This is a genomic window from Streptomyces sp. NBC_00306 (assembly GCF_036169555.1).
GTDB lineage: Bacteria > Actinomycetota > Actinomycetes > Streptomycetales > Streptomycetaceae > Streptomyces > Streptomyces achmelvichensis.
In genome coordinates, this window is sequence record NZ_CP108032.1 from 2,041,313 (window position 1) to 2,064,557 (window position 23,245).

A 23,245-nucleotide genomic window follows, 5' to 3' on the forward strand; every position below is an offset into this window, starting at 1 on the left:
TGCGTCACCTGCCGGGGGGCGTGGGGGTCGGCTTCGCGGGCGGGTTCGACGGCGTGAGTGCCGCGGGGTCGGGGGCGTCGGGCGCCGTGCGGGGTACGGCTCCGGGCGGCTGCGCCCCGGACACGGGGGCGGAGGAGGCCGTCGCGGGAGACGGGGCGGCGGGGACGGCGACGGGGGACGGCGTGGGCTCGGTCGCCGTCAGGGGGGTCTCGGCGATCTCCAGGGGTGAGGGGGCGGGCGAAGGCCGGGCCGTCGCCTTGCCGGGCACGCCGCGGACCGTGCCGTCCGGATCGATGAAGGCGGGGTTGCCGCCCGGCACCATGCCCAGCTCGCGGGCCCGCCGCTCCAGCGCGTCCGGGGCGGAGTAACTGTCCACGTCCCGCTGGAGCGCCTGCTGCTCGTCGGTGAGCTCGGTGGTCTCCCGCTTGAGCTCGCTCAGCTCGAACGAGCCTTCGTTGAGGGAGGAGTTCAGCAGCAGCAGTGTGATGAGCCCACCGCCGAGGAGCACGACGACCAGCAGCACGAAGGGGGTACGTGCCGCGGTGCTCGGTCCTGCCGGCATCAGCCGGGCCAGCCGGGCGGCGCGTCCCTTCAGCTGCTTGGCCGCTTCGCTCACCGCATCCTCCCGATCGCCTCTCGACCTGTCCGTCCCCTCGGCACGGGCCCGGGGCGTGTTTGAGAAGGAACGCCGTCCGCCCGTAGGGCGGGCCCCGCGGCGTCCGGTGCGTGCCATCGCCGGGCGGAGGAGCACCCTCGTACGAGATGTACTCGGGCGACTCCGACAGCATCGCGCGAGTGCGTGCCGGCATCGCGCGAGTGCGTGTCGGCATCGCGCGGGTACGTGCCGGGCGGCGCAGGACAGGCGGGATTTCGCGAACACGCCCCAGCGGCCGTGGCAGTCCCGTGCGCCTGCCTCACCGCACGTCCTCCCGGATGCGCTGCGCACCCCTCAGACGCGCGGGCGCGGCGCGGCGGTTCTCGGCGATCTCGTCCTCCGTCGGCAGTTCCGCGCCCCTGGTCAGCAGCTTCAGCCGCGGCTGGTACTCCTCGGGGACGACGGGCAGACCGGCCGGGGCCGTATTGGCCGCGCCGGCCGCGAAGACCTGCTTGACCAGCCGGTCCTCGAGCGAGTGGTACGACAGCACGGCGATCCGGCCGCCGACCGACAACGCCCCGACGGCCGCCGGGATCGCCCGCTCCAGCACGCTGAGCTCGCCGTTCACCTCGATGCGCAGGGCCTGGAAGGTGCGCTTGGCCGGGTTGCCGCCGGTGCGCTTGGCGGCCTGCGGCAGCGCGTCACGGATCAGCTCGACCAGACGGGCGCTGTTGCTGAAGGGCTCCTTCTCACGCTCCCGCACGACCGCTGAGACGATCCGCTTGGCCTGCTTCTCCTCGCCGTACGCCCGCAGGATCCGCACCAGCTCGCCGGCCGGGTAGGTGTTGAGCACCTCGGCGGCGCTCATGCCGGTCGTCTGGTCCATCCGCATGTCGAGCGGTGCGTCCTGGGCGTAGGCGAAGCCGCGGTCGGCCTCGTCGAGCTGCATGGAGGAGACACCGAGGTCGAAGAGGACGCCCTCGACGCGCGGGATGCCGAGGCGGCCCAGCACATCGGGGAGTTCGTCGTAGACGGCGTGGACGAGCGTGGCCCGGTCTCCGAAGGGGGCGAGCCGTTCACCGGAGAGCCGCAGGGCCTCCTTGTCCCGGTCGAGGGCGACGAGGCGCGCCTCGGGGAACCGGGTGAGCAGTGCCTCGCTGTGTCCGCCGAGGCCGAGGGTGCAGTCGACGACGACCGAACCCGGTCGCTCCAGGGCCGGGGCCAACAGGTCCAGGCACCGCTGGAGCATCACCGGGACGTGTCGGGTATTGCTCAAAGCGCCCTCTCAGGTCCGCCGCGGGCCTCGACCGACCGGCGAGCGGAGGGAGGCCGAGCCGTACGTGAATGCCGCACACGCGGGGAGACTCTTGGAAATGTGCAGGGTGTGAACGTGCAGGATGTGTCGGTGAACTGCGCGTCACTTTAGTCCACCGGCCCCTTCGGTCAATCAACCGGCTGGCGCGTCGCGCAGGGGTGACGCACCCGTCGCGCATGACCGCACTTCACCCGAACGGGCCCTTCCGTGTCCCCCCTGTGGGTTAGCTCACAACAAGCCCTGTTGATGTTCTTTGTCCCCTCTCACAGCAGGCCTCGAAGGCCTGTGCCCATTACCGTCATTGTCATGACGACTTCTGCTCACCACTCCGCCGACGCCGCGCGTACGGGTGGGACGGTCACCGATCGTCTCGTCGAAGCGAACCAGCGATACGCAGCCCGTTTCCAGGACCCGGGCATGGACGCCCGCCCCGTGCTCCAGGTGGCCGTCGTCGCGTGCATGGACGCGCGGCTCGATCTGCACGACGCGCTCGGACTGGAACTGGGCGACTGCCACACGATCCGGAACGCCGGCGGCGCGGTGACGGACGACGTCATCCGCTCGCTCACCATCAGCCAGCGGGCCCTCGGCACTCGCAGCGTCATACTCATCCACCACACGGGCTGCGGCCTCGAGTCGCTGACCGAGGACTTCCGGCACGAGCTGGAGGAAGAGGTGGGGCAGCGTCCGCCGTGGGCGGTGGAGGCGTTCCGCGACGTCGACCAGGACGTGCGCCAGTCGATGCAGCGGGTGCGGACCTCCCCCTTCCTGGTGCACACCGATGACGTCCGCGGTTTTGTCTTCGACGTGAAGCAGGGACTGTTGCGGGAGATCGACCCCGCGGTGTGACCGGACGAACACCCGGAGATAACACAGCAGATCCGGCAAATCCCTCCCAGTTGTCCACAGGCGAGTGACACGAAGCGGTAACGCCAACAAGAATGCGTCTGTGACACCCTTCCGGAACTTCCGGAGACCGGTGTTCGTGTTTTTGGTGGGCCGGGCCGTTCCATACGCACCGGCCCGTAGAACGGGCCGAGGAGGGCCGGGTGACGACCTATGACGATCGAGCGAGCCTCACAGATCTGACCACCACCGCGGATCGTGTCCGCAGGTCGGTCGAGGGTGTGATCGAGGGCAAGCCAGAGGTCGTACGGCTTTCGCTGACCGTGCTGCTCGCCGAAGGACATCTGCTCATCGAAGATGTCCCGGGCGTGGGCAAGACGATGCTGGCCAAGGCGCTGGCGCGATCCATCGACTGTTCCGTGCGGCGTATCCAGTTCACGCCGGACCTGCTGCCGTCGGACATCACCGGTGTGTCGATCTTCGACCAGCAGCAGCGTGACTTCGAGTTCAAGCCGGGCGCGATCTTCGCCCAGATCGTGATCGGCGACGAGATCAACCGTGCGTCGCCGAAGACGCAGTCGGCGCTGCTGGAGTCGATGGAGGAGCGCCAGGTCACGATGGACGGCAACACCTATGAACTGCCCAGTCCGTTCATGGTGGTGGCCACGCAGAACCCGGTCGAGATGGAGGGCACCTACCCGCTGCCGGAGGCTCAGCGCGACCGTTTCATGGCGCGGGTCTCCATCGGCTATCCGAGCGCGGAGGCCGAGCTGCAGATGCTCGACGTGCACGGCGGTGTCTCCCCGCTGGACGACCTTCAGCCGGTGGCGCACGCGCACGACATCGTGAAGCTGATCGACGCCGTGCGCACCGTGCATGTCGCCGACTCCGTCCGGCGGTACGCGGTGGAGTTGGTCGCTGCCACCCGTAACCACCCGGACCTCAGACTCGGTGCATCGCCGCGTGCCACGCTGCATCTGCTGCGTGCCGCCAAGGCCACGGCCGCGCTCAACGGCCGGGAGTACGCACTGCCGGACGACGTCCAGTCGCTCGTGGTGCAGGTCCTCGCGCACCGTCTGCTGCCCACCGCCCAGGCCCAGTTGAACCGGCGCACCGCGGAGCAGGTCGTGCTGGAGATCCTTCAGCGCACTCCCGTGCCGACGGCCGAGGGCACGGAGACGTCCTACATCGCGGGCCGTCCGGTCCAGCCGCCGCTCTACGGCCAGCAGCCCGGCGCCCGGCGGCTGTGATGCCGGCCGAGGGCCCCGGTGCCACCGAGGGCAATGCCTCGGGCGGGGTGCGTGCGGCTCTGGGCGGGCTGACCACACGCGGCCGCTCGTTCCTCGCGGCCGGCATCGCCGCGGCGATCTGCGCGTACGTCCTCGGGCAGAGCGATCTGCTGCGGGTCGGCCTGCTGCTCGCCGTGCTGCCCCTGGTCTGTGTGGCGGTGCTCTACCGCACCCGCTACCGGGTTGCGGGCAGCAGGCGGCTCTCGCCGTCGCGGGTGCCGGCCGGTTCCGAGGCCCGGGTGCATCTGCGGATGGACAACGTCTCGCGGCTGCCCACCGGACTGCTGATGCTCCAGGACCACGTGCCCTACGTCCTCGGCCCGCGGCCCCGGTTCGTGCTCGACCGTGTGGAGGCCGGCGGACGCCGCGAGGTGTCCTACCGGGTGCGGTCGGACCTGCGCGGGCGCTATCCGCTCGGGCCGCTCCAGCTGCGGCTGAGCGATCCGTTCGGCATGTGCGAACTGACCCGCTCCTTCAGCGCGTTCGACACCCTCACGGTGATCCCGCGGACGGAGTCGCTGCCGCCGGTGCGACTGGCGGGCGAGGCCTCGGGGTACGGCGACGGGCGCCAGCGCTCCCTGGCGCTGGCCGGCGACGACGACGTCATCCCGCGCACCTACCGGCACGGCGACGATCTGCGCCGGGTGCACTGGCGTTCCACCGCGCGCTACGGCGAACTGATGGTGCGCCGTGAGGAGCAGCCCCAGCGGTCGCGCTGCACCGTGCTGCTCGACACCCGGCGCGGCGCCTACCAGGGGGCCGGTCCCGACTCGGCCTTCGAATGGGCCGTCTCGGGCGCCGCGTCCGCGCTGGTCCATATGCTCGAACGGGGCTTCGCGGTGCGGCTGTTGACCGACACCGGCAGTTCGGTGCCGGGCGAGGGCGCGGACGGGTTCGCGGGCTCGACCCAGGAGTCCGCGGACTCCGCGGGTCTGATGATGGACACCCTCGCGGTCGTCGACCACTCCGACGGCGGCGGGCTCTCCCGGGCGTACGACGTGCTGCGCGGCGGGAACGAAGGACTCCTGGTCGCGTTCTTCGGCGACCTCGACGAGGAGCAGGCGACGCTCGCCGCGCGGATGCGCCATCGCAGCGGCGCCGCCGTCGCCTTCGTCCTCGACAGCGGCACCTGGGTGACGAGCGGTGCCGTGGCCGGCGCGATCGACGAGCGGCTGCGGCTGCTGCGGGAGTCCGGCTGGACCGCGCTCGCCGTGGCGCCGGGGGCCCCGCTCGCCGATCTGTGGCAGCAGGCGGGCCATCAGCGCACCGAGTCCAGCAGCACGAACGGCAATTCTGGGGGTTGGACATGAGCGGTCGCGGACGGCTGGCGCTGTGCGCGTTCGCTGCCACAGTGATGGCATCGGGCGCGATCCTGCCGCTGATCGACACGGCCGGCTGGATGGTGCAGGCGGCGTTCCTGCTGGCCGTCCAGAGCGGCGCGGGCGCCCTGACCCGGCGGGTACCGCTGGCCAGGCCGCTCACGGTCCTCGTGCAGGCGCTCGTCGGACTGCTGCTGCTCACGGTGGTCTTCGCCCGGGACCACGCGCTCCTCGGCGTGCTGCCGGGCCCGGAGGCCTTCCAGCACTTCGGCACCCTGCTCTCCGCCGGCGGCGAGGACGTCGGGCGGTACGCGATCCCGGCGCCCGCGACCGACGGCATCCGCCTGATGGTGATCGGCGGGGTCATGGTGATCGGCCTGACGGTGGACGCCCTCGCGGTGACCTTCCGCAGCGCCGCACCCGCCGGTCTGCCGCTCCTCGCGCTCTATTCGGTCGCGGCCGGCCTGGCGGGCGGCGGCGCGAGCTGGCTGTGGTTCCTGCTGGCCGCCTGCGGCTATCTGGTGCTCCTGCTGGCCGAGGGCCGGGACCGGCTCTCGCAGTGGGGTCGGGTCTTCGGCGGAGCCGTGCCCGCACAGGGGCGCAGCGCCCAGGGCTTCGACCCGGCCGGCGGCAATCCGCTCGCCCCGGTGCGCACCGGGCGGCGGATCGGCGCTCTCGCACTGGGCGTGGCGCTCGTGGTCCCGGCGGCGCTGCCGGCCCTGGACGGCGGGCTGCTGGCCTCCACGGGCAACGGCACGGGCGGCGGGGGCGGCGGCACGATCAATGCGGTGAACCCGCTGGTCTCCCTCCAGGACAGCCTGCGGCAGCCCGACAACCGCGAGGTCATCCGCTACCGGACCAACGCACCGGACACCCAGGACCTCTATCTGCGGATCGTGGCGCTGGACCAGTTCGACGGCACGGCGTGGAAGACCTCGCAGCGCGACATCACCGATATCCCGCGCCGCCTTCCGCAGCCGGACGGTCTCAGCCCGTCGGTCGGCGCCACCGAGATCAGGACGAACATCACGGCCGCCGGTTCCTACCGGCAGAGCTGGCTGCCGCTCCCCTACCCGGCGACCGACGTGGACATCAAGGGCCGCTGGCGCTTCGAGCCCGTCGGCCGGACGGTGGTCGGCGACAGCGGCCAGTCGACCCGGGGCGCGAAGTACTCCGTCAGCAGCCTGATGGTGAAGCCGACGGCCGAGCAGCTCGCGAGCGCTCCGCCGGCCCCGGCCTCGCTGGTGCGCGAGTACACCAAGGTGCCCGAGGTCCTGCCGGACGTGGTCGAGGACACCGCGAAGAAGGTCACCGAGGGCGCCGCGAACGACTACGAGCGGGCGGTGAAGCTCCAGGACTGGTTCGCCGTCGACGGCGGCTTCACCTACGACACCGAAGTCCAGTCCGGTACGGGCGTCTCCGCGATTTCCCGCTTCCTCCAGCAGAAGCAGGGCTTCTGCGTCCACTTCTCGTTCTCCATGGCCGCCATGGCGCGGACGCTCGGCATTCCGGCACGGGTCGCGGTCGGCTTCACGCCGGGCAGTCCGCTGGCCGACGGCAGCATGTCGGTGGGTCTGAAGGAAGCACACGCCTGGCCGGAGCTGTTCTTCGAGGGCGTGGGCTGGACGCGGTTCGAGCCGACCCCGAGCCGGGGCACCGCACCCGAGTACACCCGTTCGGAGTCGCCGTCCGGCGGGCCGAGCAGCCCGACGCAGCCCGAGGCGACCGCCTCCACGGCACCCAGCGTCGCCCCGTCCGCCTCCGATCGCTGCCCGGCCCAGGCCCGGCAGCTCGGTGAGTGCGGTGCGGCGGCGCCGCAGGATCTGACCCCGCCCGGCGATTCGGGCTTCCCGTTGAAGACCACCCTGCTGGTGGGTCTGGCCGTGCTGCTCGGAGTGGGTGTGCCGCTGCTGCCGATGCTGTGGCGGCTGAGAGTCACCGCACGCCGGCTGGGCTCCGGCGGACGCACACCGGCCGACGCCGGGGCGCGGACCCTCGCGGCCTGGCTGGAGGTCACGGACACGGCCTGGGACTTCGGCATCCTGCCGGACGAGTCCCAAACAGCACGCAAGACCGCGGCCCGCATCGTGCGGCTCGGCGGTCTGGAGGGCGAGGCGGCGGACGGGGTGCACCGGATCGCGGGCGCTGTCGAGCAGGTGCTCTATGCCCCGGTGCCCAAGCCGGGCACGGGTCTGAGCGACGACGTGACCCGGATCCGGGAGGGCCTGCGGTCCGGAGCGAGCCGTGGGACCCGGCTGCGGGCACTGCTGCTGCCCCGCTCGACCGTACGAGTGGTCTGGGACCTCTCGGGCCGCTGGTCCTCGCTCACCGACACCTGGCGCGGCAGCCGCTGGGCCCCGGAGCGGTGGGCGGGGATGCTGCGCCGTCCGTCGCGGCAGCGGGGCTGAGGACGCCCGGGCCGAGGGACAGCGAGAACGGGTGAGGGGCCGACGCTTCGGGCGTCGGCCCCTCACCCGTTCTCGACTCCGACGCATGCGCCGGGGTCATATTCAGGGGGCTGAGCACTCAAAAATCCGGCCCTGCGGGGACGGGATCGGCCGGGGAATTCCGGCACCGAGCCTCCGGCGCACAGGGCGTCCGCATGGCGATCCGGGACTCGTCCATCCGGGAGACGCAGCCGGGACTCAGCAAACGGGGATTCGGAGACGGCGATTCGGAGACGGGGACTCGGGGACGACGGAATTCGGGCCGCACGGACCCGAGGCACGCGAAGGCCGGAAGCACCCGCATCCGGGGCGCATCTGTCCGGCGCACGGGCGGGGGCCTGATCCACACGCCAAGCCCCGGGCCTTGCCGTCCCACCATGGCCGCTCACGCGAACAGTTCACCCGCTCGGTGACGCCCTCCGCGAGGTCCGCGGTGGTTCAGTGGCCCTGCTCGTCGCGGCGGCGCTGCCACCGCTGCTCGATCCGGTCCATCATCGACTTGCGCTGACGGGACTGGCGACGCGCGGTTGCGGGCGCGTCTCCCAGGGTCTGTTGCTCACCCGGTTTCGGCGCCTTGCGCCATCCGGTGACCGCCAGGACCGCACAGCCGAGCATGACGAGAAAACCCACCACGCTGATCCAGATCTGCTGCGCGACCATTCCGGCCATGAGGAGCGCGATACCCACCAGGAAGCCGGCGACCGCTTGGTAGACCCGTCGCCGGGTGTACGTACGCAGCCCGCTTCCCTCAAGCGCTGTAGCGAACTTGGGATCTTCGGCGTACAGCGCTCGCTCCATCTGCTCGAGCATTCGCTGCTCGTGCTCCGAGAGCGGCACGGAGTCCTCCTAGTCGTCGGCCGCGGGGGGCGACCGGTATGCGGCCCTTTCAGGATAGGCAGGGAATCGCCCCCGTGAAACCCGCCCTCTATGCCTGTTCACCGCCCGGGCCGCCATGGCGGCTTGGCTGCTGAGGCGTAGATTCCCCAACCGCCGATCCGTCATGCCGGATGGTGTCCCCCGATCATACGGGGCCGAGCCCACGATCGGGGGGTCTGTGGCGTACTCCATGTGCGGCTGCGCCGCTGATCAGCCGCGCTTCTCGCCCAGTACGTGCAGCTGGGTGGCGACCGAGTGGAAGGCGGGCAGCTCGGCCGCGGCCGCCTCCAGCTTGAGCAGAGCCTCCAGAGCGCGCGGCTCGGTGTCCACCAGGACGCCCGGAACGAGGTCCGCGAAGACGCGCACGCCGTGCACCGCGCCGACCTCCACACCGGCGTCGGAGGCCAGCGTGGTGAGCTGCTCCGCGGTGAAGCGGCGGGGCATCGGGTCCCCGTCGCCCCAGCGGCCCGCGGGGTCCGTCAGCGCCTGCCGGGCCTCGGTGAAGTGCCCCGCGAGCGCCCGGGCCAGGACGGCACCGCCGAGGCCTGCGGCCAGCAGGCTGATGATGCCGTCGGCCCGCAGGGCGGCGACCGTGTTCCGCACGCCTTCCGCCGGGTCGTCCACGTACTCCAGGACGCCGTGGCAGAGGACCGCGTCGTAACCGTCGCGCTCGACGACGTCGAAGAGGCCGTGCACATCCCCCTGGACGCCCTTGATCCGGTCGGCGACTCCGGCCTCCGCGGCCCTGCGCTCCAGCGCGAAGAGGGCGTTCGGGCTGGGGTCGACCACGGTGACGCGGTGGCCCAGCCGGGCGACGGGCACCGCGAAGGAACCGCTGCCGCCGCCGGTGTCCAGGACGTCCAGGCTGTCCGTCCCGGTCACCTTGGCCCGGCGGTCCAGAGCGTCCTTGAGGACCTCCCAGACGACCGAGGTGCGCAGGGCGGAGCGGGGCTGACGCGGTGGGGTCTTCCCACCGGGGGACGGGTCCGGCACGGCAGTTGACTCCTCGGGCGGTGCCGCCCCGGGCTGCTGGAACGCGGGCGGGGCGGGCGGTGAGCGATGACCGACGTCGATGAACGCACGACATCTCCCACCCTATTGCCTCGGCCGGACGTCCCAGCGCTGCGTCTCACCCCGCGGCGCCGGCCCTTTCCGCCTGCCGCTCCGTGGCCGTCTCACCCCGCGGCGTCACCCCTCCCCGGCGGCTCCGTCCGGGGCTGCGGCAGGGCCGGCTGGAGCACCAGCATCCGTTCCACCAGGCGCAGGAACATGGCCGCGTCACGCAGCAGGTCGTCGGCGTCGCGGGTGCTCGCCGCCCCCTGTATGCCCGCCTCGGCGCGTGCCCTGCGGGTGGCGCCCGAGGCGAACAGGATGCTCCACTCCGCCAGTTCGGGCGCTATCTCGGGGAGCACTTCCCAGGCGCTCCTGATCCGCCGGCGTCGTCGCTCGCTCGTCTCCGGGCGGCCCCGCGCGGCGAGCACCGCGGCGGCGGTGCGCAGGGCCGCCAGGTGGGCCGTGGCGTAGCGCTCGTTGGGCGTTTCGAGGGTGGCTGCCTCGTCCAGTCCGGTACGGGCCTGGGCGAGGAGGTCGAGGGCGGCGGGGGGCGCGGTGGCCCGCCGCAGGACGGGGTGCACGTCGCTCGCCGGTCCGGTCAGTGAGGGTGCAGGGCCGGTGGCGCGGCGCCGGGGTGCGGCTGCTGCGTAGGAGTTGGCCATGACGAACCTCCTGTCGTCGTGTGACGGCACTGTGGCCGTATGTGTCCATCGTGGAGGCCCCCACTGACAATCGGCCCTGACCTGCTCCTTTGCTTCGATCGTAGGTTCGGTAGTAGTTTTTGCACTGACTGGTCAGTTCAAAATTTGGGGGAGGGCACGTGGACAGCCCGCACGGGGCAGCCGTCACTGCCGAGGACTTCGGGCTCGAGGGTCCGCGTGGCTGGGCCTTCCGGTCGGTCACCGTCGACGCGGAGCCCGGCTCGCTCATCGCCGTCGTGGGCCCGTCCGGTTCGGGCCGTACGAGTCTTCTGCTCGCGCTCACCGGCCGTATGCGTCCCACCGAGGGCAGCGCCGAGGTCGCCGGACTGCCGCTGCCCCGGAAGATGGCCGCGGTACGCAGGATCAGCGCGCTCGGCCCCGTACAGGGCGTCAGCGAGCTCGACCCGGCGCTGACCGTCGGCGAGCATCTGCGGGAACGCGCCCTGTTGCAGCGCCGTTTCGACGCCTCGCTGCGCGCCCTGCTGAGGCCGCGCGCCGAGCGGGCGAAGGAGGCACGCGACCGTGTCGACGAAGCGCTGGAGGCCGCCGGGCTGGACACGGCCACGCTCCCCAAGCGGGAACGCACCTCCGTACGCGATCTGGAGCGGCTGGAGGCGCTGCGGCTGTCCGTGGCCCTGGCGCTGATCGGCCGGCCGCGGCTGCTCGCCGTCGACGACGCCGACCTGAAGCTCTCCGACGCCGACCGGGCCGAGGCGTGGCGGCTGCTGCGCTCGGTCGCGGAGTCGGGCACGACCGTGCTGGCCGTGTGCAGCGAGGCGCCCGAGGGCGCCACCGTCGTCGTCGGCACCGGCCGAGGCACGGACAGTCCGGACGACGACGCTCCGGACGACGATGCTCCGGGCGACAGGCAGGACGACGGCATCCAGGACGACGGCAGCACCCACGAGGGGCCCGCCGACGACACCACCGACGGCAGCGCGGACACCCGGCCCACCGACGGCGGGGCCACGGCCGGCACCCACGACGACACCGGCACCGACCATGCCGGCACCCACGACGAGACCACCGTCGTGAACACCACCGAGGAGGGGACGGCCGATGCGCTCGCCGAAACTGGCCGCGCTTGAGCTCAAGCGGTTCGGCAGGGGGAAACTGCCGCGTGCCGCACTGGTCGCCGTGGTGCTGCTGCCGTTGCTGTACGGCGCGCTGTACCTGTGGTCCTTCTGGGACCCGTACGGCCGGCTGGACCGGATCCCCGTCGCGCTCGTCAACGACGACAAGGGCGCCCAGGCCGAGGGCAGGAAGATCTCGGCGGGCGACGAGATCACCAAGGGGCTGCGCGAGAGCGACGTCTTCGAGTGGCACGAGGTGAGCGCGGCCGAGGCCCGCGAGGGTGTCGAGGACGGCGCGTACTACCTCTCGCTCACCATGCCCCGGGACTTCAGTGAGCGCATCGCGTCGAGTTCGGGCAACTCCCCCGAGACCGGCGCCCTTCAGGTCCGCACGAACGACGCCAACAACTACATCGTCGGCCAGATTTCGCGGACGGTCTTCGCCGAGGTGCGCACGGCCGCGTCGACCGACGCGTCCCGCTCGTTCCTGGACCGCATCTTCATCTCCTTCTCGAGCATCCATGACGCGACGGAGAAGGCGGCCAAGGGCGCCGACCAGCTCAAGGGCGGTATCGGCAAGGCCAAGAAGGGCTCCAAGGAGCTCGCCGACGGCCTCGAGGACGCGAAGGACGGCAGCGGCAAGCTCGTCGGCGGTCTGTCGAAGCTCTCCAAGGGCGCGAGCGAGCTCGAGACCGGTTCCCGCAAGGTCGCGGGCGGCACCCAGCAACTCGCCGACAAGGTCAACGCGGTGGCCGCCGGCATCCGCCCGTACGTACGGGACGACGGCAAGTCGATCGGTGACGCGGCCCGTCTGGTCTCCGACTCCTCCCGGACCGTCCGCCACACCCTCGACCATCTGGTGAAGAGCGCCCCGGCCGCGGCCGCCCGCGCGCACAAGTCCGCCGACGAGCTGGAAGCGCTCCACCGCTCGCGCTGCGAGGACGCCCTGCTGCCGGACGCCGGTGCCTGCTCGGCTCTGGAGCGTGCCAGGGACGCTGCGAAGGACGTGGCGAAGGTAGCCGACGACGTCGACGCCGTGGTGAAGGACCACCAGGGTGACCTCAAGAAGCTCGACAGCCGGCTCGCCGATCTCCAGAAGAAGGCCGACGAGATCGCCCGGCGCTCGCCGCGGCTCGACGACGACCTGGAGTCGGCCGTCAAGAAGGTCAACGAGCTCAACTCCGGTGCCAGGAAGGTCGCTCAGGGCGCGGACAAGCTGCACTCGGGCCTGAGCACCGCACGGTCGGGTTCCACCGAGCTGGACACGGGCGTGGGCAGGCTCAAGAAGGGTGCCGGGACGCTGGACGGCGGTCTGTTCAAGCTGGCCGACGGTTCGGACGAGCTCGCGGGCGGGCTGAACGACGGCGTCGACAAGATCCCCGACTACAACAAGAAGGACCGGGACCGCCGTACCGAGGTGATGGCGGACCCCGTGAAGCTGGCGAGCCAGTCCCTGCACAAGGCGCCCAACTACGGCACCGGCTTCGCCCCGTACTTCATCCCGCTCTCCCTGTGGGTGGGCTCGATGGTGGCGTACATGATCATCTCGCCGCTGAACCGGCGGGCGCTCGCCGCGGGCGCCTCCGCCTGGCGGATCGCGGTGGCGGGCTGGCTGCCGGTGGTGGCCCTCGGCCTGGTGCAGGTCGTGGCGCTGATGTCGGTGCTGCACTGGACGGTCGGTCTGCAGATGGTCCACGCGGCCGGCACGGTCGGCTTCCTGGCGCTCGTCATCCTCTGCTTCGCCGCGATCATCCAGTGGCTGAACGCCCGGTTCGGGGCGGCCGGCCGGATCCTCGTCCTGGCGCTGCTGATGCTCCAGCTGACCTCGGCGGGCGGCACCTACCCCGTCCAGACCAGCCCGGCGTTCTTCAACGCGATCCACCCCTTCCTCCCGATGAGTTACGTCGTCGACGCACTGCGCCGGCTCATCACGGGCGGCGGGCTGGGCCCGGTGTGGGAGGCGAGCGCCGTCATGATCGCCTTCACTGCGGGTGCGCTCGCGCTCACCGCGATCTCCGCACGCCGTAAGCAGGTGTGGACGCTCGACCGCCTGCACCCCGAGCTGAGCCTCTGAAGGGGCGGCGGACCTGTGAGAATCGATGTCATGGACAGCAGTAGCACCAGACGCCGGGCGACCCGGGCGAAGCTCTACGAAGCCGCGGTGACGCTCATAGCCGAGCAGGGGTTCTCGGCCACCACGGTGGACGAGATCGCCGAGCGCGCCGGCGTGGCCAAGGGCACGGTCTATTACAACTTCAAGAGCAAGACCGAGCTCTTCGAGGAGCTGCTGCGTTACGGCGTCGGCCTCCTCACGGCATCGCTCCAGTCCGCGGCCGACGAGACGGCGGAGCGCGGCGGCACCAAGGTCGAGGCGCTGGACGCCATGATCCGGGCGGGCCTGGTCTTCATCGACCGCTATCCGGCCTTCACACAGCTGTACGTGGCCGAGCTGTGGCGCACCAACCGCGCCTGGCAGTCGACGCTCCTGGTCGTCCGGCAGCAGGCGGTGGCGGTGGTCGAGACGGTGCTGCGGGAGGCCGTCGAGAACGGCGAACTGAGCGAGGAGATCGACATCTCGCTGACCGCGGCAGCGCTGGTCGGGATGGTGCTGGTGGCCGCGCTGGACTGGCAGTCCTTCCAGCGGGAGCGGTCGATCGACGATGTGCACGCGGCGCTCTCACGGCTGCTGCACGGCCGGGTGAGCGGCCGCTGAGACCTCCCGGGGCCCTGCGGGGCTCGCCGGGAGCCCGATGCGACCGGAGACCGGACGGAATCACGCCTGTCGGGGGGCAGGCGTGATGCGACCGGCCGGTCGACGGGTGCAGGGAAAAGACGCCGGTCCGGCGCGGTTCGGTCTCCCGAGCCGTGCCGGACCGGCGTCCTTGTCCCCCGTGCGTCCCCCGTGTTCCCCCGGTTCCCCCGTGTCCCCGTTCCCCCGAGGCCCCCGTACCCCTGCGTCCCCCCGTGGTGCCGGACAACCCGTGGTCGACGGGTTCTCCGTCCTGCACCCCCCGTTCCGTCAGGGGAGCCGCGCCGTTCCGCCGCCCCGTGTCGGCGGTGCCGGCGCTGCGCCCCTTCCGTGGTCTCCACTCTTCCCTCTGCGCAGGTGGCGCCCCATCCGCCCGCCTACTCATCTCTCCCACTAGGTACGGGTACTCAGTCGTCCGCGCTCATCCCCACCCGCGGCGGCCCGCCTCTGGTTACGATCGCGTCCGTGTCCGTACTCCCTCTCGTCTTCACCAGCGGCTGGGCCAGCGGGATCAACGCCTATGCGGTGATCCTCCTGTTCGGCATCTTCGGCGCCACCGGGGTCTCCGACGAGGTGCCCGAGTCGCTCCAGCGCACCGACGTCCTGATCGTCGCCGGTGTGCTCTTCCTGTGCGAGGCGGTGGCGGACAAGATCCCCTACGTCGACTCGATATGGGACTCGGTGCACACCGTGATCCGCCCCGTGGCGGGTGCGGTCGTGGCCGCGCTGCTGGCCGGGGAGAGCGGGTCGCTGCCGGAGATCGCGGCAGGCGCCATCGGTGGCTCGACCGCCTTGATGAGTCATCTCGTCAAGTCCGGCACCCGGATGGCGATCAACACCTCGCCCGAGCCGTTCAGCAATGTCGCGATGAGCGTCGCCGAGGATCTGGGTGTCGCCGGGATCATCACCTTTGCCGTCTTCAACCCGGTGGCCGCGGCGATCATCGCCGCCACGCTGCTGGTCCTCGGCATCGTCGTCGTGGTGTTCCTGGCTTCCAGGATCCGCAGGTTCCTGCGCCGCAGAGCACAGCGGCGCGAGGAGAAACGACTGGCCGCCACGGTGGCCGGCCGGCCACCGGGCTGAGTGTCACAGGCGGCCGATACAGTCCCTGACATGGCACGGATTGCGGTGATCGGCGCCGGGATGGGCGCCATGGCGGCTGCCGCCCGGCTGGCCGTGGCAGGCCACCGGGTGACGGTGTACGAGCGCTCGGCGACGTACGGCGGCGCGCTGGGCGCCTTCGAGCGCGACGGGTTCGTCTTCGACACCGGACCGGGTCTGCTGCATCTGCCCGCCGTCTGGCGGGACTTGTTCCTGAAGACCGGCAAGGAGCCGCTGGAGCGGTGCGTCGGCCTGACCGAGGTCGATCCCGCGAGCCGGCACCTCTTCGCCGACGGCTCCGCGGTGACCCTTCCGAATGCCTCGCGGGCCGGCATCGTCTCCGCGCTGGAGTCGTCGCTGGGCGCCGGGGCGGGTGAGCGGTGGGGCGACTTCCTCGGACGGGCGCGGGACGCCTGGGACCGCTCCCGCCGGCCGCTGCTGGAGGAGCCCCTGTGGGACGACTGGCAGGTGCTGGGCCGCGATCCCTACCCGGCCCTGCGACAGCGCAGGATGCTGCGCACCCGGCAGGCCACCACCGTCTCCGAGGTCGGCACCCTGGAGCTGGCCGACCCGAGGCTGGCCGCGCTCTTCGAGGGCTGCGCCCTGGCGTACGGCCTGGACCCCCGGCACGCCCCGGCGAGCGCGGCCCTGCTGCCGTACATGGAGCAGACGTTCGGCAGCTGGTATGTCGCGGGCGGGATGCGGGAGTTGGCCCGTGCGGTGTACGAGCGCTGTCTGGCCCGGAAGGTGGAGTTCGTCTTCGGGTCGGAGGTGACGTCGGTCCTCGTCCGGGACGGTCGCGCGGCCGGTGTCGAGCTCGCCGGGGCCGCGGTCGCCGAGGCCGACCAGGTGGTGGCAGGCGCGGACATCCCGCTTCCGGCCGGGCAGGAGCTGTGGGAGGACGGCGACGTGCGCCCGCAAGCGGGGCCCGGCGCAGGGCAGTTGCCGGGCAGGTTCACCGTTCTGCTGGGGCTGCGCGGGGCACGGCCCGCCTCGGCCGTCCACCGGAGCGTGGTCCACTCCCCCGACACCGGCGCTGAGGCGGCGGCCGTCTTCGGCGGCCGCCTCGCCGAGAGGCCCACGGTCACCGTGCTGCGGCCCGACGACCCGCGCACCCGCCCGGACGACGCACACGAGGCGGTCACCGTCACCGCGACGGTGACCGGCCACGGCGGCGCAATCGACTGGAGGGACAAGGCCCTGCGCGAACGTTGCGCGGAAGCGCTGATCGACGCCGCGGGTACGGCCGTCGAGGACCTGCGCGCGCGGGCGCTGTGGCACGAGATCCTGACGCCCGCCGAGACGGGTGGGGTCCCGGCACCGTCGCTGGCCGGGTTCGGCGGCCGGTATCTGCATCCCGCGAACAGCACCCGGCTGCCCGGGCTCCATCTGGTCGGCGGACGCTCGCACCCGGGCGGCGGACTGGCACACGCCGGCATGTCGGGGGCACTCGTGGCCGGACTCATCGTGGAGGGCGCGGACTTCCGCGGCTCGCGGTAAGGCGCCGCGGACGCCGGCGTAGGAAGGAGGCGCCGGCATACGGCAGGCGGCGCCGGCTCGGAAGGTCCGACTGCCTCAGTAGCGGTACTGCTGCTCGTTGTACTCGTTGTCGTAGCCGTACGGCGACTGCTGTTCCCCGGGCACCTGCTGGTCGGTGTCCCGCTGCTGCGGCACCCACACCCCGCCGGGCGGAGTGTCGCTGTACGACGGCTGCGCGTAGTACGGATCGGTGTACTGCTGCTGCTGCGGGCTGCCGAAGCTGTCGTAGTTCTCGTAGGTGCTGTACTGCTGGCCGCCCACGTAGGGGTCGGAGTACGCGGCGTACTGCTGCTGGCCGGTGCCGTAGTCGTACTGCCCGGTGAAGGCGTCCTGGCCCGTGGGCTGCTGGTCGTAGCCGTAGTACGGGTCGTACTGGCCGTCGGTCCGGCCCGCGGGCTGCCCGTAGTTGTCTGCGTTCTGGGCATTCTGGTCCTGCTGCATCGCCGCGTAGGCCGCGTCGCTGTAGACGCCGTACTGCCCGGTGTCGTCGGGCAGCGGCTGCGGCTCGTAGACCGGCTCGGGGTCCAGGTCGGGGGCGGCGGGAGCCTCGTAGGCGAGGTCCGACACCTCGAGCGTGGGCTCACGCGTGGCGGCCTCGCCCTGCCGGCCACCGGACTTGCGGCGTCGGCTCGCGCCGGGACTGCCGCCGAGGGCCCACCCGGTGGAGAAGCCGCGGCGGAAGGAGAGCGTCACATAGGTCTGTCCGACGGCGAAGGCGATGGCACCGAGCGCGATCACGACCACGGACGGCAGCAGCACACCGAAGACGACACAGAGGAATCCGCCGAAGGCCAGCAGCCGCCAGCGCAGCCGCGCCTTGTACTGCAGCAGCACCTCGCCGAGCAGCCACAGCGCGACGATTCCGAACGCGACGTAGAGGACCGTCCAGCCCATGCCCGCCCCTCTCCTTCGGCCGCCGCCCCCGGTCGGGTCGGCTACGACCGATCACAACTGCTCGTGCAGTCCGAGATTCTCGTAGATTTCGAGCGTCGCCGTGGAGTTGTTGAGCGTAATGAAGTGCAGTCCGGGGACACCCTCGGAGAGCAGCTCCGCGCAGAACTCCGTTGCGAACTCGATCCCCATGGAGCGTACAGCCGCCGGATCGTCCTTGACCGTGAGGATCCTCTCTTTCAGGTCCTCAGGGATCGATGCGTTGCTGAGCTGGGCAAACCGCTCGAGCTGTTTGACGCTGGTGACGGGCATGATCTCGGGGATGATCGGGGTGGCGCAGTCCGCGGCCGCGACCCGGTCACGCAGCCGCAGATAGTCCTCGGCCCTGAAGAACATCTGGGTGATCGCGTAGTCGGCGCCGGCGCGGCACTTGTCGACGAAGTGCCGGGTGTCGGTCTCCCAGTCGGCGGACCGGGGATGCATCTCCGGGAAGGCCGCCACGCCGACACAGAAATCCCCCGACTCCTTGATCAGGCGCACCAGTTCGGCCGCGTACTGCACGCCGTCGGGGTGCTTGACCCAGTCGCCCATCGGGTCGCCGGGCGGGTCGCCCCGGACGGCGAGGATGTTACGGATGCCGGCGTCGGCGTACTGGCCGATCATGTTCCGCAGCTCGGCGATCGAGTGGTTGACCGCGGTGAGGTGCGCGACGGGGGTGAGCGTCGTGTCCGCAGCGATCTGCTCGGTGGCCTTGACGGTGCCGGCGCGGGTGGAGCCTCCGGCGCCGTAGGTCACGGAGACGAAGCTGGGGGCGACCGCCTCGACCCGGCGCAGAGCGTTCCAGAGGTTGCGTTCGCCCTTTTCCGTTTTCGGCGCCCAGAACTCAAAGGAGTAGGACGTCTTGCCGGTCGCGAGCAGCTCACGCACCGTCCGTGCGTGGTCCGTCCTGGTGGAAGCTGTTCCGAGGGCCATACTCGCAGGTTATCCACGCCCAGGGGGTGACCCAACCGGAGTCCACCCATCGGACACCGATTGTTCGCCCTTGGCCTACTCTCCGCGCTCGCGTATCCGCTTGGCGAGATGGGCGGCGGCGGCCCCGGGATCGGCCGCCTCGGTGATCGCCCGGACGACGACGACCCGGCGGGCGCCCCCGTCGAGCACCTCGTCCAGATTGCCCGCGTCGATGCCGCCGATCGCGAACCAGGGCCGGTCGGTGCCCAGTGCGGCGGTGGAGCGCACGAGGTCCAGGCCGGGGGCGTGCCGGCCGGGCTTGGTGGGCGTCGGCCAGCAGGGACCGGTGCAGAAGTAGTCCACACCGGGCTCGACCGCCGCCGCGGCGGCCTCGGATGCGGCGTGTGTGGAACGGCCGATGAGGACGTCGTCGCCGAGGATGGCGCGGGCGGCCGGGACCGGCAGGTCGCCCTGTCCCAGATGCAGGACCGCGGCGCCGATGGCATGCGCGACGTCCGCGCGGTCGTTCACGGCGAGCAGCTTGCCGTGCCGGCGGCAGGCGTCGGCGAAGACCTGGAGGTGCTCCAGCTCCTCGGCCGCTTCCATGCCCTTGTCGCGCAGCTGCACGATGTCGACCCCGGAGGCGAGCACCGTGTCCAGGAAAGCGGCGAGGTCGCCCTGCTTCTTGCGGGCGTCCGTGCACAGATAGAGCCGGGCGTCGGACAGCAGAGCGCGAGCCGTGGACATGGCGATTTCCCCCCGGGGCGGGTCGGCGGTGTGCGGGCAGGACCCTACGGCCCCGCCCGCACACCGCTTGATGGTGTCTTCAGGGCGTCAGACGGCGAGCGCCTGGGCCCGGCGCTTCACCTCCGTGCCGCGATTCTCGCTGAGCGCCTGCGCGGGGGTGCCGGGCAGGGTCGGGTCGGGGGTGAAGAGCCACTCCAGCATCTCTTCGTCGGAGAAGCCGTCGTCCCTCAGGAGCGTCAGGGTGCCGGAGAGGCCCTTGACGACCTTCTCGCCGCTGATGAAGGCGGCGGGAACCTGGAGCACCCGGTTCTCACCTCGGCGCACCGCGATCAGCTGGCCCTCCTTGACCAGCTGCCGGACGCGCGTCACCTCGACATCGAGCATTTCCGCGATGTCGGGGAGGGTGAGCCAGGCGGGGACGAGAGCATCGATCTTTGCGTCAATCTCGGTCACAGGACAAGCCTGCCATCTGGGACTGACAGTGGGTAGCGCTGCCCCGCACACGAACGCCCCGATCAGCCCGGAATCGGGGAGAATGCGCAGGTCAGCGAGGAACTGTCGGGAGAGAGCCTGCTCACAGCGAAGCGGCCTTCAGAGGGACCGAGGGGTCCGCGGCCGCCGTCGGATCCAGCCGTGTGCCCGTCATGACGAGTTTGCGGCCCTGTGCCAGATCGCGCGGCCTGCCCACCGCGAGCAGGGCGACGAGCGCACCGTCCCGCAGCCACAGCACCGACCAGGAGACGCCCGCCGGGTCGCCGCGCCACACCAACGTGTCGGCGACGGCGTGGTGGCCCACGTACTGCACGAACCGGCCGAACTGCTCGGACCAGAAGTACGGGACGGGGTCGTAGATCTGCGCGGGTTCGCCGAGGTCCTCCGCGATGACGTTGGCGGCGACCGTCCGCGGTCCCTGGAGGGCGTTGTCCCAGTGGTGCACGAGCAGCCGCTGCCCGTAGCGGGCGGACGGGAAGGAGGCGCAGTCGCCGACGGCGTACACATCGGGCAGCGAGGTGCGCAGGTACTCGTCGGCGGTGATCGCGCCGTCCGGACCGAGCGCGATGCCGGAGCCGGTGAGCCACCGGGTGGCGGGCCGTGCGCCGATGCCGACGACGACGGCCCCGGCGGCGAGCCGTCTGCCGTCCGAGAGAATCACCGTGCCGGGCTCGATCTCCTCCACCCGGGAACCCGTGAGCAGTTCGATGCCGTACTCCGCGTACCAGTCGGTCATCGCGGCGGCGACCTCGGCGGGCAGTGCGCCGGCGAGCGGGCGGTCCGCGGCCTCGACGACGGTGACCGCACAGCCGGCCTCTCGGGCCGCCGTCGCGAACTCCGCGCCGATCCAGCCCGCGCCGACGACCACGATGTCGTGCTGCCGGGCGAGCACGGGGCGCAGCCGGGCGGCGTCGTCGAGGGTGCGCAGCAGATGGACGCCGGGCACCGAAGCGGCCCCCGGCAGGTGGACGGGCTCGGCGCCGCTGGCGACGACCAGGACGTCGTACGGGACGGGCCCGGCCTCGGTGTCCAGTTCGTGCTCCTGCGGACGGACGGCCGTCACCTCGCAGCCGAGCCGCAGCCCGATGCCGAGGGCCTCGAAGTCGACGTCGAAGGCCGATCCTTCCGACTTGCCTAGGAGGACGGCCTTGGACAGCGGGGGACGGTCGTACGGCTGATGGGGTTCGGCGCCGATGAGGGTGACCGGACCGGTGAAGCCCTGTTCGCGCAGGGCGACGGCAGTCTGCACGCCCGCCATCCCGGCTCCGACGATCACCACGCGCCGCGCCTGCTGTGTCTGCTGCTCGCTCACCCGTCAACCTTACGCATCCGGCGACCCCACCTGACAGCTCGTCAGGACAGCGGCTGCTCCACGACGCTCGTCCCGCTGCCCTCCTGCGACTCCCACTCCCAGCTCTCCTCCAGGCGCAGTCTGCCGTCCGGCAGCTCGGCGACCGTCGAGACACAGTGCCCGGACGCGGTACGGCCGTCCGTCTTCAACTGCACATAGCGGAAGTCGATCCGGTCCCCCTGACGGGTGCCCACCAGATGCCCGCGGACCACGTCACCGCCCGAGTACTCGGCCCAGATGTGCCCGTCCCGCTCGTGGTACGTGAAGCGGGTACGGGTGCCGACCTGACCCGGAGCCTGGTCCGCGACCGGCGCCAGAACGACTCCGTCGAGCGATCCCGCCATCGAAAACACCTCCTGTACCGCAGGCCTTGGGAAGCCGTCGCTCCCTTAACCCGACACCGGGCCCGGGGTTAGGGTGGCCACCGTAAGACACTCGCGGGAGTCCGGACGCACCGGGCTGAGAGGGAGGCTGGACGGCCTCCGACCGTACGAACCTGATCCGGGTCATGCCGGCGAAGGGAGGGGCTGGACGCCCATGTCGCGTATCCCAGGAACGCGCGCCTCAGACGTTCTCGTTGTCGGGGGCGGAATCATCGGACTTGTCACGGCCTGGCGCGCGGCCCAGCGCGGACTGGCCGTCACCGTCGCCGATCCGGAGCCGGGCGGCGGCGCGGCGCAGGTCGCCGCGGGCATGCTCGCCGCCGTCACCGAACTGCACTACGGCGAGCAGACGCTGCTCGCGCTCAACGTCGCGTCCGCACAGCGCTATCCGGCGTTCGTCGCCGAGCTGGAGGAGGCGAGCGGGCAGGGCGTCGGTTACCGCGCCTGCGGGACCCTCGCCGTCGCGCTCGACGCCGACGACCGCGCCCATCTGCGGGAACTGCACGCCCTGCAACGGCGTTCCGGACTCGCCTCGGAATGGCTGACCGGCCGTGAGTGCCGGCGCCTGGAGCCGATGCTCGCTCCCGGTGTCCGCGGCGGTCTGCGGGTGGACGGCGACCACCAGGTCGACCCGCGCCGCCTCGCGTCCTCGCTGGTCACGGCGTGCGAGCGGGCAGGGGTGGTCTTCCGCCACGGCTGGGCGGAACGGCTGTCGGTCACGGGCGACCGGGCGGCCGGTGTCGTCCTCGCCGACGGGGAGGAGCTCACCGCCGACCAGGTGGTGCTCGCCGGCGGCAGCCTGAGCGGCAGGCTGAACGGGGTCCCGGCGGATGTGCTGCCGCCCGTCCGTCCGGTGAAGGGCCAGGTCCTGCGGCTGACCGTGCCGCCCGCGTACGCGCCCTTCCTGTCCAGGACCGTCCGTGCGGTGGTCCGCGGCAGCGACGTCTATCTGGTGCCGCGTGAGAACGGCGAGCTGGTCGTCGGCGCGACGAGCGAGGAGCTGGGCTGGGACACCACGGTCACCGCGGGCGGTGTGTACGAGCTGCTGCGCGACGCCCATGAGCTGGTGCCCGGCATCACGGAGCTGCCGCTCACCGAGACCCGCGCCGGGCTGCGCCCCGCCTCCCCCGACAACGCGCCGCTGCTCGGCCCGACCGCGCTGCCCGGTCTGCATCTGGCCACCGGTCACCACCGCAACGGGGTCCTCCTGACGCCCGTCACCGGCGATGTGATGGCCGCGGTCCTGGTCTCCGGCTCACTCCCCGACGAGGCCCGCCCCTTCACCCCTCGCCGCTTCTCCGCCGTCTCCCAGGAGCAGCCCGCATGAACGTCTCCGTCAACGGCGAGGCCAGGGTGCTCGCCACCGGAACCACACTCGACACCCTGGTCACGGAGCTGACCCCCGCCCGGTCCGGCGTCGCCGCCGCCGTCAACGAGGCGGTGGTCCCGCGCAGCGCATGGGCGGGCACCCTGCTCGACGACGGCGACCGTGTCGAGGTCCTCACCGCAGTCCAGGGAGGCTGATCA

22 protein-coding genes and 1 riboswitch are annotated in these 23,245 nt (G+C 71.7%); of the genes, 11 read left to right on the top strand and 11 right to left on the bottom strand.

Features of this window, described 5'->3' with window-relative positions; genetic code table 11:
- Nucleotides 1-4: 4 nt before the first annotated feature.
- Together OHA05_RS09155 and rsmH are read right to left on the bottom strand one after the other, a co-directional pair.
- Entirely contained in the window at nucleotides 5-616 is a 612-nt protein-coding gene (locus OHA05_RS09155; RefSeq protein ID WP_328860270.1) for an FtsB family cell division protein, read from the bottom strand.
- Between the two features lie 298 nt (nucleotides 617-914).
- A complete protein-coding gene (gene rsmH / locus OHA05_RS09160; protein ID WP_313946862.1) occupies nucleotides 915-1,871 on the bottom strand; it encodes a 16S rRNA (cytosine(1402)-N(4))-methyltransferase RsmH in 957 nt (318 codons plus the stop codon).
- A 345-nt stretch (nucleotides 1,872-2,216) separates the two neighbouring features.
- Here rsmH and OHA05_RS09165 point away from each other — a divergent pair, with 345 nt between their 5' ends.
- The 4 genes from OHA05_RS09165 to OHA05_RS09180 all read left to right on the top strand — a co-directional run bounded on the left by OHA05_RS09165 (nucleotide 2,217) and on the right by OHA05_RS09180 (nucleotide 7,772).
- The gene (locus OHA05_RS09165) at nucleotides 2,217-2,759 is read left to right on the top strand and encodes a beta-class carbonic anhydrase (RefSeq protein ID WP_313946861.1); all 543 of its coding nucleotides are present in this window, start codon (nucleotides 2,217-2,219) and stop codon (nucleotides 2,757-2,759) included.
- A 200-nt stretch (nucleotides 2,760-2,959) separates the two neighbouring features.
- On the top strand, nucleotides 2,960-4,006 hold the full coding sequence (locus OHA05_RS09170) for an AAA family ATPase (protein ID WP_313946860.1): 1,047 nt from the start codon (nucleotides 2,960-2,962) through the stop codon (nucleotides 4,004-4,006).
- Nucleotides 4,006-5,355, top strand: a complete 1,350-nt coding sequence (locus tag OHA05_RS09175) for a DUF58 domain-containing protein (RefSeq protein WP_313946859.1) — start codon at nucleotides 4,006-4,008, stop codon at nucleotides 5,353-5,355. Before OHA05_RS09170 ends, OHA05_RS09175 begins: the two co-directional genes overlap by 1 nt.
- Nucleotides 5,352-7,772 (top strand): transglutaminase TgpA family protein, encoded by a 2,421-nt coding sequence (locus OHA05_RS09180; RefSeq protein ID WP_328860271.1) that lies wholly within the window; start codon nucleotides 5,352-5,354, stop codon nucleotides 7,770-7,772. Before OHA05_RS09175 ends, OHA05_RS09180 begins: the two co-directional genes overlap by 4 nt.
- 477 nt (nucleotides 7,773-8,249) lie before the next feature.
- Here OHA05_RS09180 and OHA05_RS09185 read toward each other — a convergent pair whose 3' ends face one another.
- From OHA05_RS09185 to OHA05_RS09195, 3 genes are all read right to left on the bottom strand, one after another.
- Complete coding sequence (locus tag OHA05_RS09185) at nucleotides 8,250-8,648, bottom strand: DUF3040 domain-containing protein (RefSeq protein WP_313946857.1); 399 nt, start codon at nucleotides 8,646-8,648, stop codon at nucleotides 8,250-8,252.
- A 249-nt stretch (nucleotides 8,649-8,897) separates the two neighbouring features.
- Nucleotides 8,898-9,680: a class I SAM-dependent methyltransferase gene (locus OHA05_RS09190; RefSeq protein WP_313946856.1), complete on the bottom strand. Its 783-nt coding sequence runs from the start codon at nucleotides 9,678-9,680 to the stop codon at nucleotides 8,898-8,900.
- A 182-nt stretch (nucleotides 9,681-9,862) separates the two neighbouring features.
- Nucleotides 9,863-10,402: an SAV_6107 family HEPN domain-containing protein gene (locus OHA05_RS09195; protein ID WP_313946855.1), complete on the bottom strand. Its 540-nt coding sequence runs from the start codon at nucleotides 10,400-10,402 to the stop codon at nucleotides 9,863-9,865.
- 158 nt (nucleotides 10,403-10,560) lie between these two features.
- On the opposite strand from OHA05_RS09195, the gene OHA05_RS09200 reads away from it, so the two are divergent.
- From OHA05_RS09200 to OHA05_RS09220, 5 genes are all read left to right on the top strand, one after another.
- Nucleotides 10,561-11,529 carry an ATP-binding cassette domain-containing protein gene (locus tag OHA05_RS09200; RefSeq protein ID WP_313946853.1) on the top strand — a complete coding sequence of 323 codons (969 nt, stop codon included), beginning with the start codon at nucleotides 10,561-10,563 and terminating at the stop codon, nucleotides 11,527-11,529.
- Nucleotides 11,501-13,588: a YhgE/Pip domain-containing protein gene (locus tag OHA05_RS09205; protein ID WP_313946852.1), complete on the top strand. Its 2,088-nt coding sequence runs from the start codon at nucleotides 11,501-11,503 to the stop codon at nucleotides 13,586-13,588. The genes OHA05_RS09200 and OHA05_RS09205 overlap by 29 nt, the downstream gene beginning before the upstream one ends.
- 30 nt (nucleotides 13,589-13,618) lie before the next feature.
- Nucleotides 13,619-14,227: a TetR/AcrR family transcriptional regulator gene (locus OHA05_RS09210; RefSeq protein ID WP_313946851.1), complete on the top strand. Its 609-nt coding sequence runs from the start codon at nucleotides 13,619-13,621 to the stop codon at nucleotides 14,225-14,227.
- A 501-nt stretch (nucleotides 14,228-14,728) separates the two neighbouring features.
- Nucleotides 14,729-15,346, top strand: coding sequence for a DUF4126 domain-containing protein (locus OHA05_RS09215; RefSeq protein WP_328860272.1), 618 nt, complete (start codon nucleotides 14,729-14,731; stop codon nucleotides 15,344-15,346).
- 30 nt (nucleotides 15,347-15,376) lie between these two features.
- Nucleotides 15,377-16,864 (top strand): phytoene desaturase family protein, encoded by a 1,488-nt coding sequence (locus tag OHA05_RS09220; RefSeq protein ID WP_328860273.1) that lies wholly within the window; start codon nucleotides 15,377-15,379, stop codon nucleotides 16,862-16,864.
- 75 nt (nucleotides 16,865-16,939) lie between these two features.
- Here the strand turns inward: OHA05_RS09220 and OHA05_RS09225 are convergent, their stop codons facing one another.
- The 6 genes from OHA05_RS09225 to OHA05_RS09250 all read right to left on the bottom strand — a co-directional run bounded on the left by OHA05_RS09225 (nucleotide 16,940) and on the right by OHA05_RS09250 (nucleotide 21,679).
- Nucleotides 16,940-17,797: a hypothetical protein gene (locus OHA05_RS09225; protein ID WP_328860274.1), complete on the bottom strand. Its 858-nt coding sequence runs from the start codon at nucleotides 17,795-17,797 to the stop codon at nucleotides 16,940-16,942.
- A gap of 51 nt (nucleotides 17,798-17,848) precedes the next feature.
- Nucleotides 17,849-18,766 (bottom strand): methylenetetrahydrofolate reductase [NAD(P)H], encoded by a 918-nt coding sequence (gene metF, locus OHA05_RS09230; protein WP_328860275.1) that lies wholly within the window; start codon nucleotides 18,764-18,766, stop codon nucleotides 17,849-17,851.
- A 75-nt stretch (nucleotides 18,767-18,841) separates the two neighbouring features.
- Nucleotides 18,842-19,492 (bottom strand): thiamine phosphate synthase, encoded by a 651-nt coding sequence (thiE, locus tag OHA05_RS09235; RefSeq protein WP_328860276.1) that lies wholly within the window; start codon nucleotides 19,490-19,492, stop codon nucleotides 18,842-18,844.
- An 87-nt stretch (nucleotides 19,493-19,579) separates the two neighbouring features.
- Nucleotides 19,580-19,945 (bottom strand): Rv2175c family DNA-binding protein, encoded by a 366-nt coding sequence (locus OHA05_RS09240; protein ID WP_313946845.1) that lies wholly within the window; start codon nucleotides 19,943-19,945, stop codon nucleotides 19,580-19,582.
- A gap of 121 nt (nucleotides 19,946-20,066) precedes the next feature.
- Nucleotides 20,067-21,296, bottom strand: coding sequence for an NAD(P)/FAD-dependent oxidoreductase (locus tag OHA05_RS09245; protein WP_328860277.1), 1,230 nt, complete (start codon nucleotides 21,294-21,296; stop codon nucleotides 20,067-20,069).
- A 41-nt stretch (nucleotides 21,297-21,337) separates the two neighbouring features.
- Nucleotides 21,338-21,679, bottom strand: coding sequence for a hypothetical protein (locus tag OHA05_RS09250; protein WP_328860278.1), 342 nt, complete (start codon nucleotides 21,677-21,679; stop codon nucleotides 21,338-21,340).
- An 83-nt stretch (nucleotides 21,680-21,762) separates the two neighbouring features.
- A riboswitch (TPP riboswitch) is annotated at nucleotides 21,763-21,875 on the top strand.
- On the opposite strand from OHA05_RS09250, the gene thiO reads away from it, so the two are divergent.
- The gene (thiO, locus tag OHA05_RS09255; RefSeq protein WP_328860279.1) at nucleotides 21,873-23,045 is read left to right on the top strand and encodes a glycine oxidase ThiO; all 1,173 of its coding nucleotides are present in this window, start codon (nucleotides 21,873-21,875) and stop codon (nucleotides 23,043-23,045) included. Its footprint overlaps the riboswitch before it by 3 nt.
- Nucleotides 23,042-23,242 carry a sulfur carrier protein ThiS gene (gene thiS / locus OHA05_RS09260; protein ID WP_313946841.1) on the top strand — a complete coding sequence of 67 codons (201 nt, stop codon included), beginning with the start codon at nucleotides 23,042-23,044 and terminating at the stop codon, nucleotides 23,240-23,242. The genes thiO and thiS overlap by 4 nt, the downstream gene beginning before the upstream one ends.
- Nucleotides 23,243-23,245: the final 3 nt, after the last annotated feature.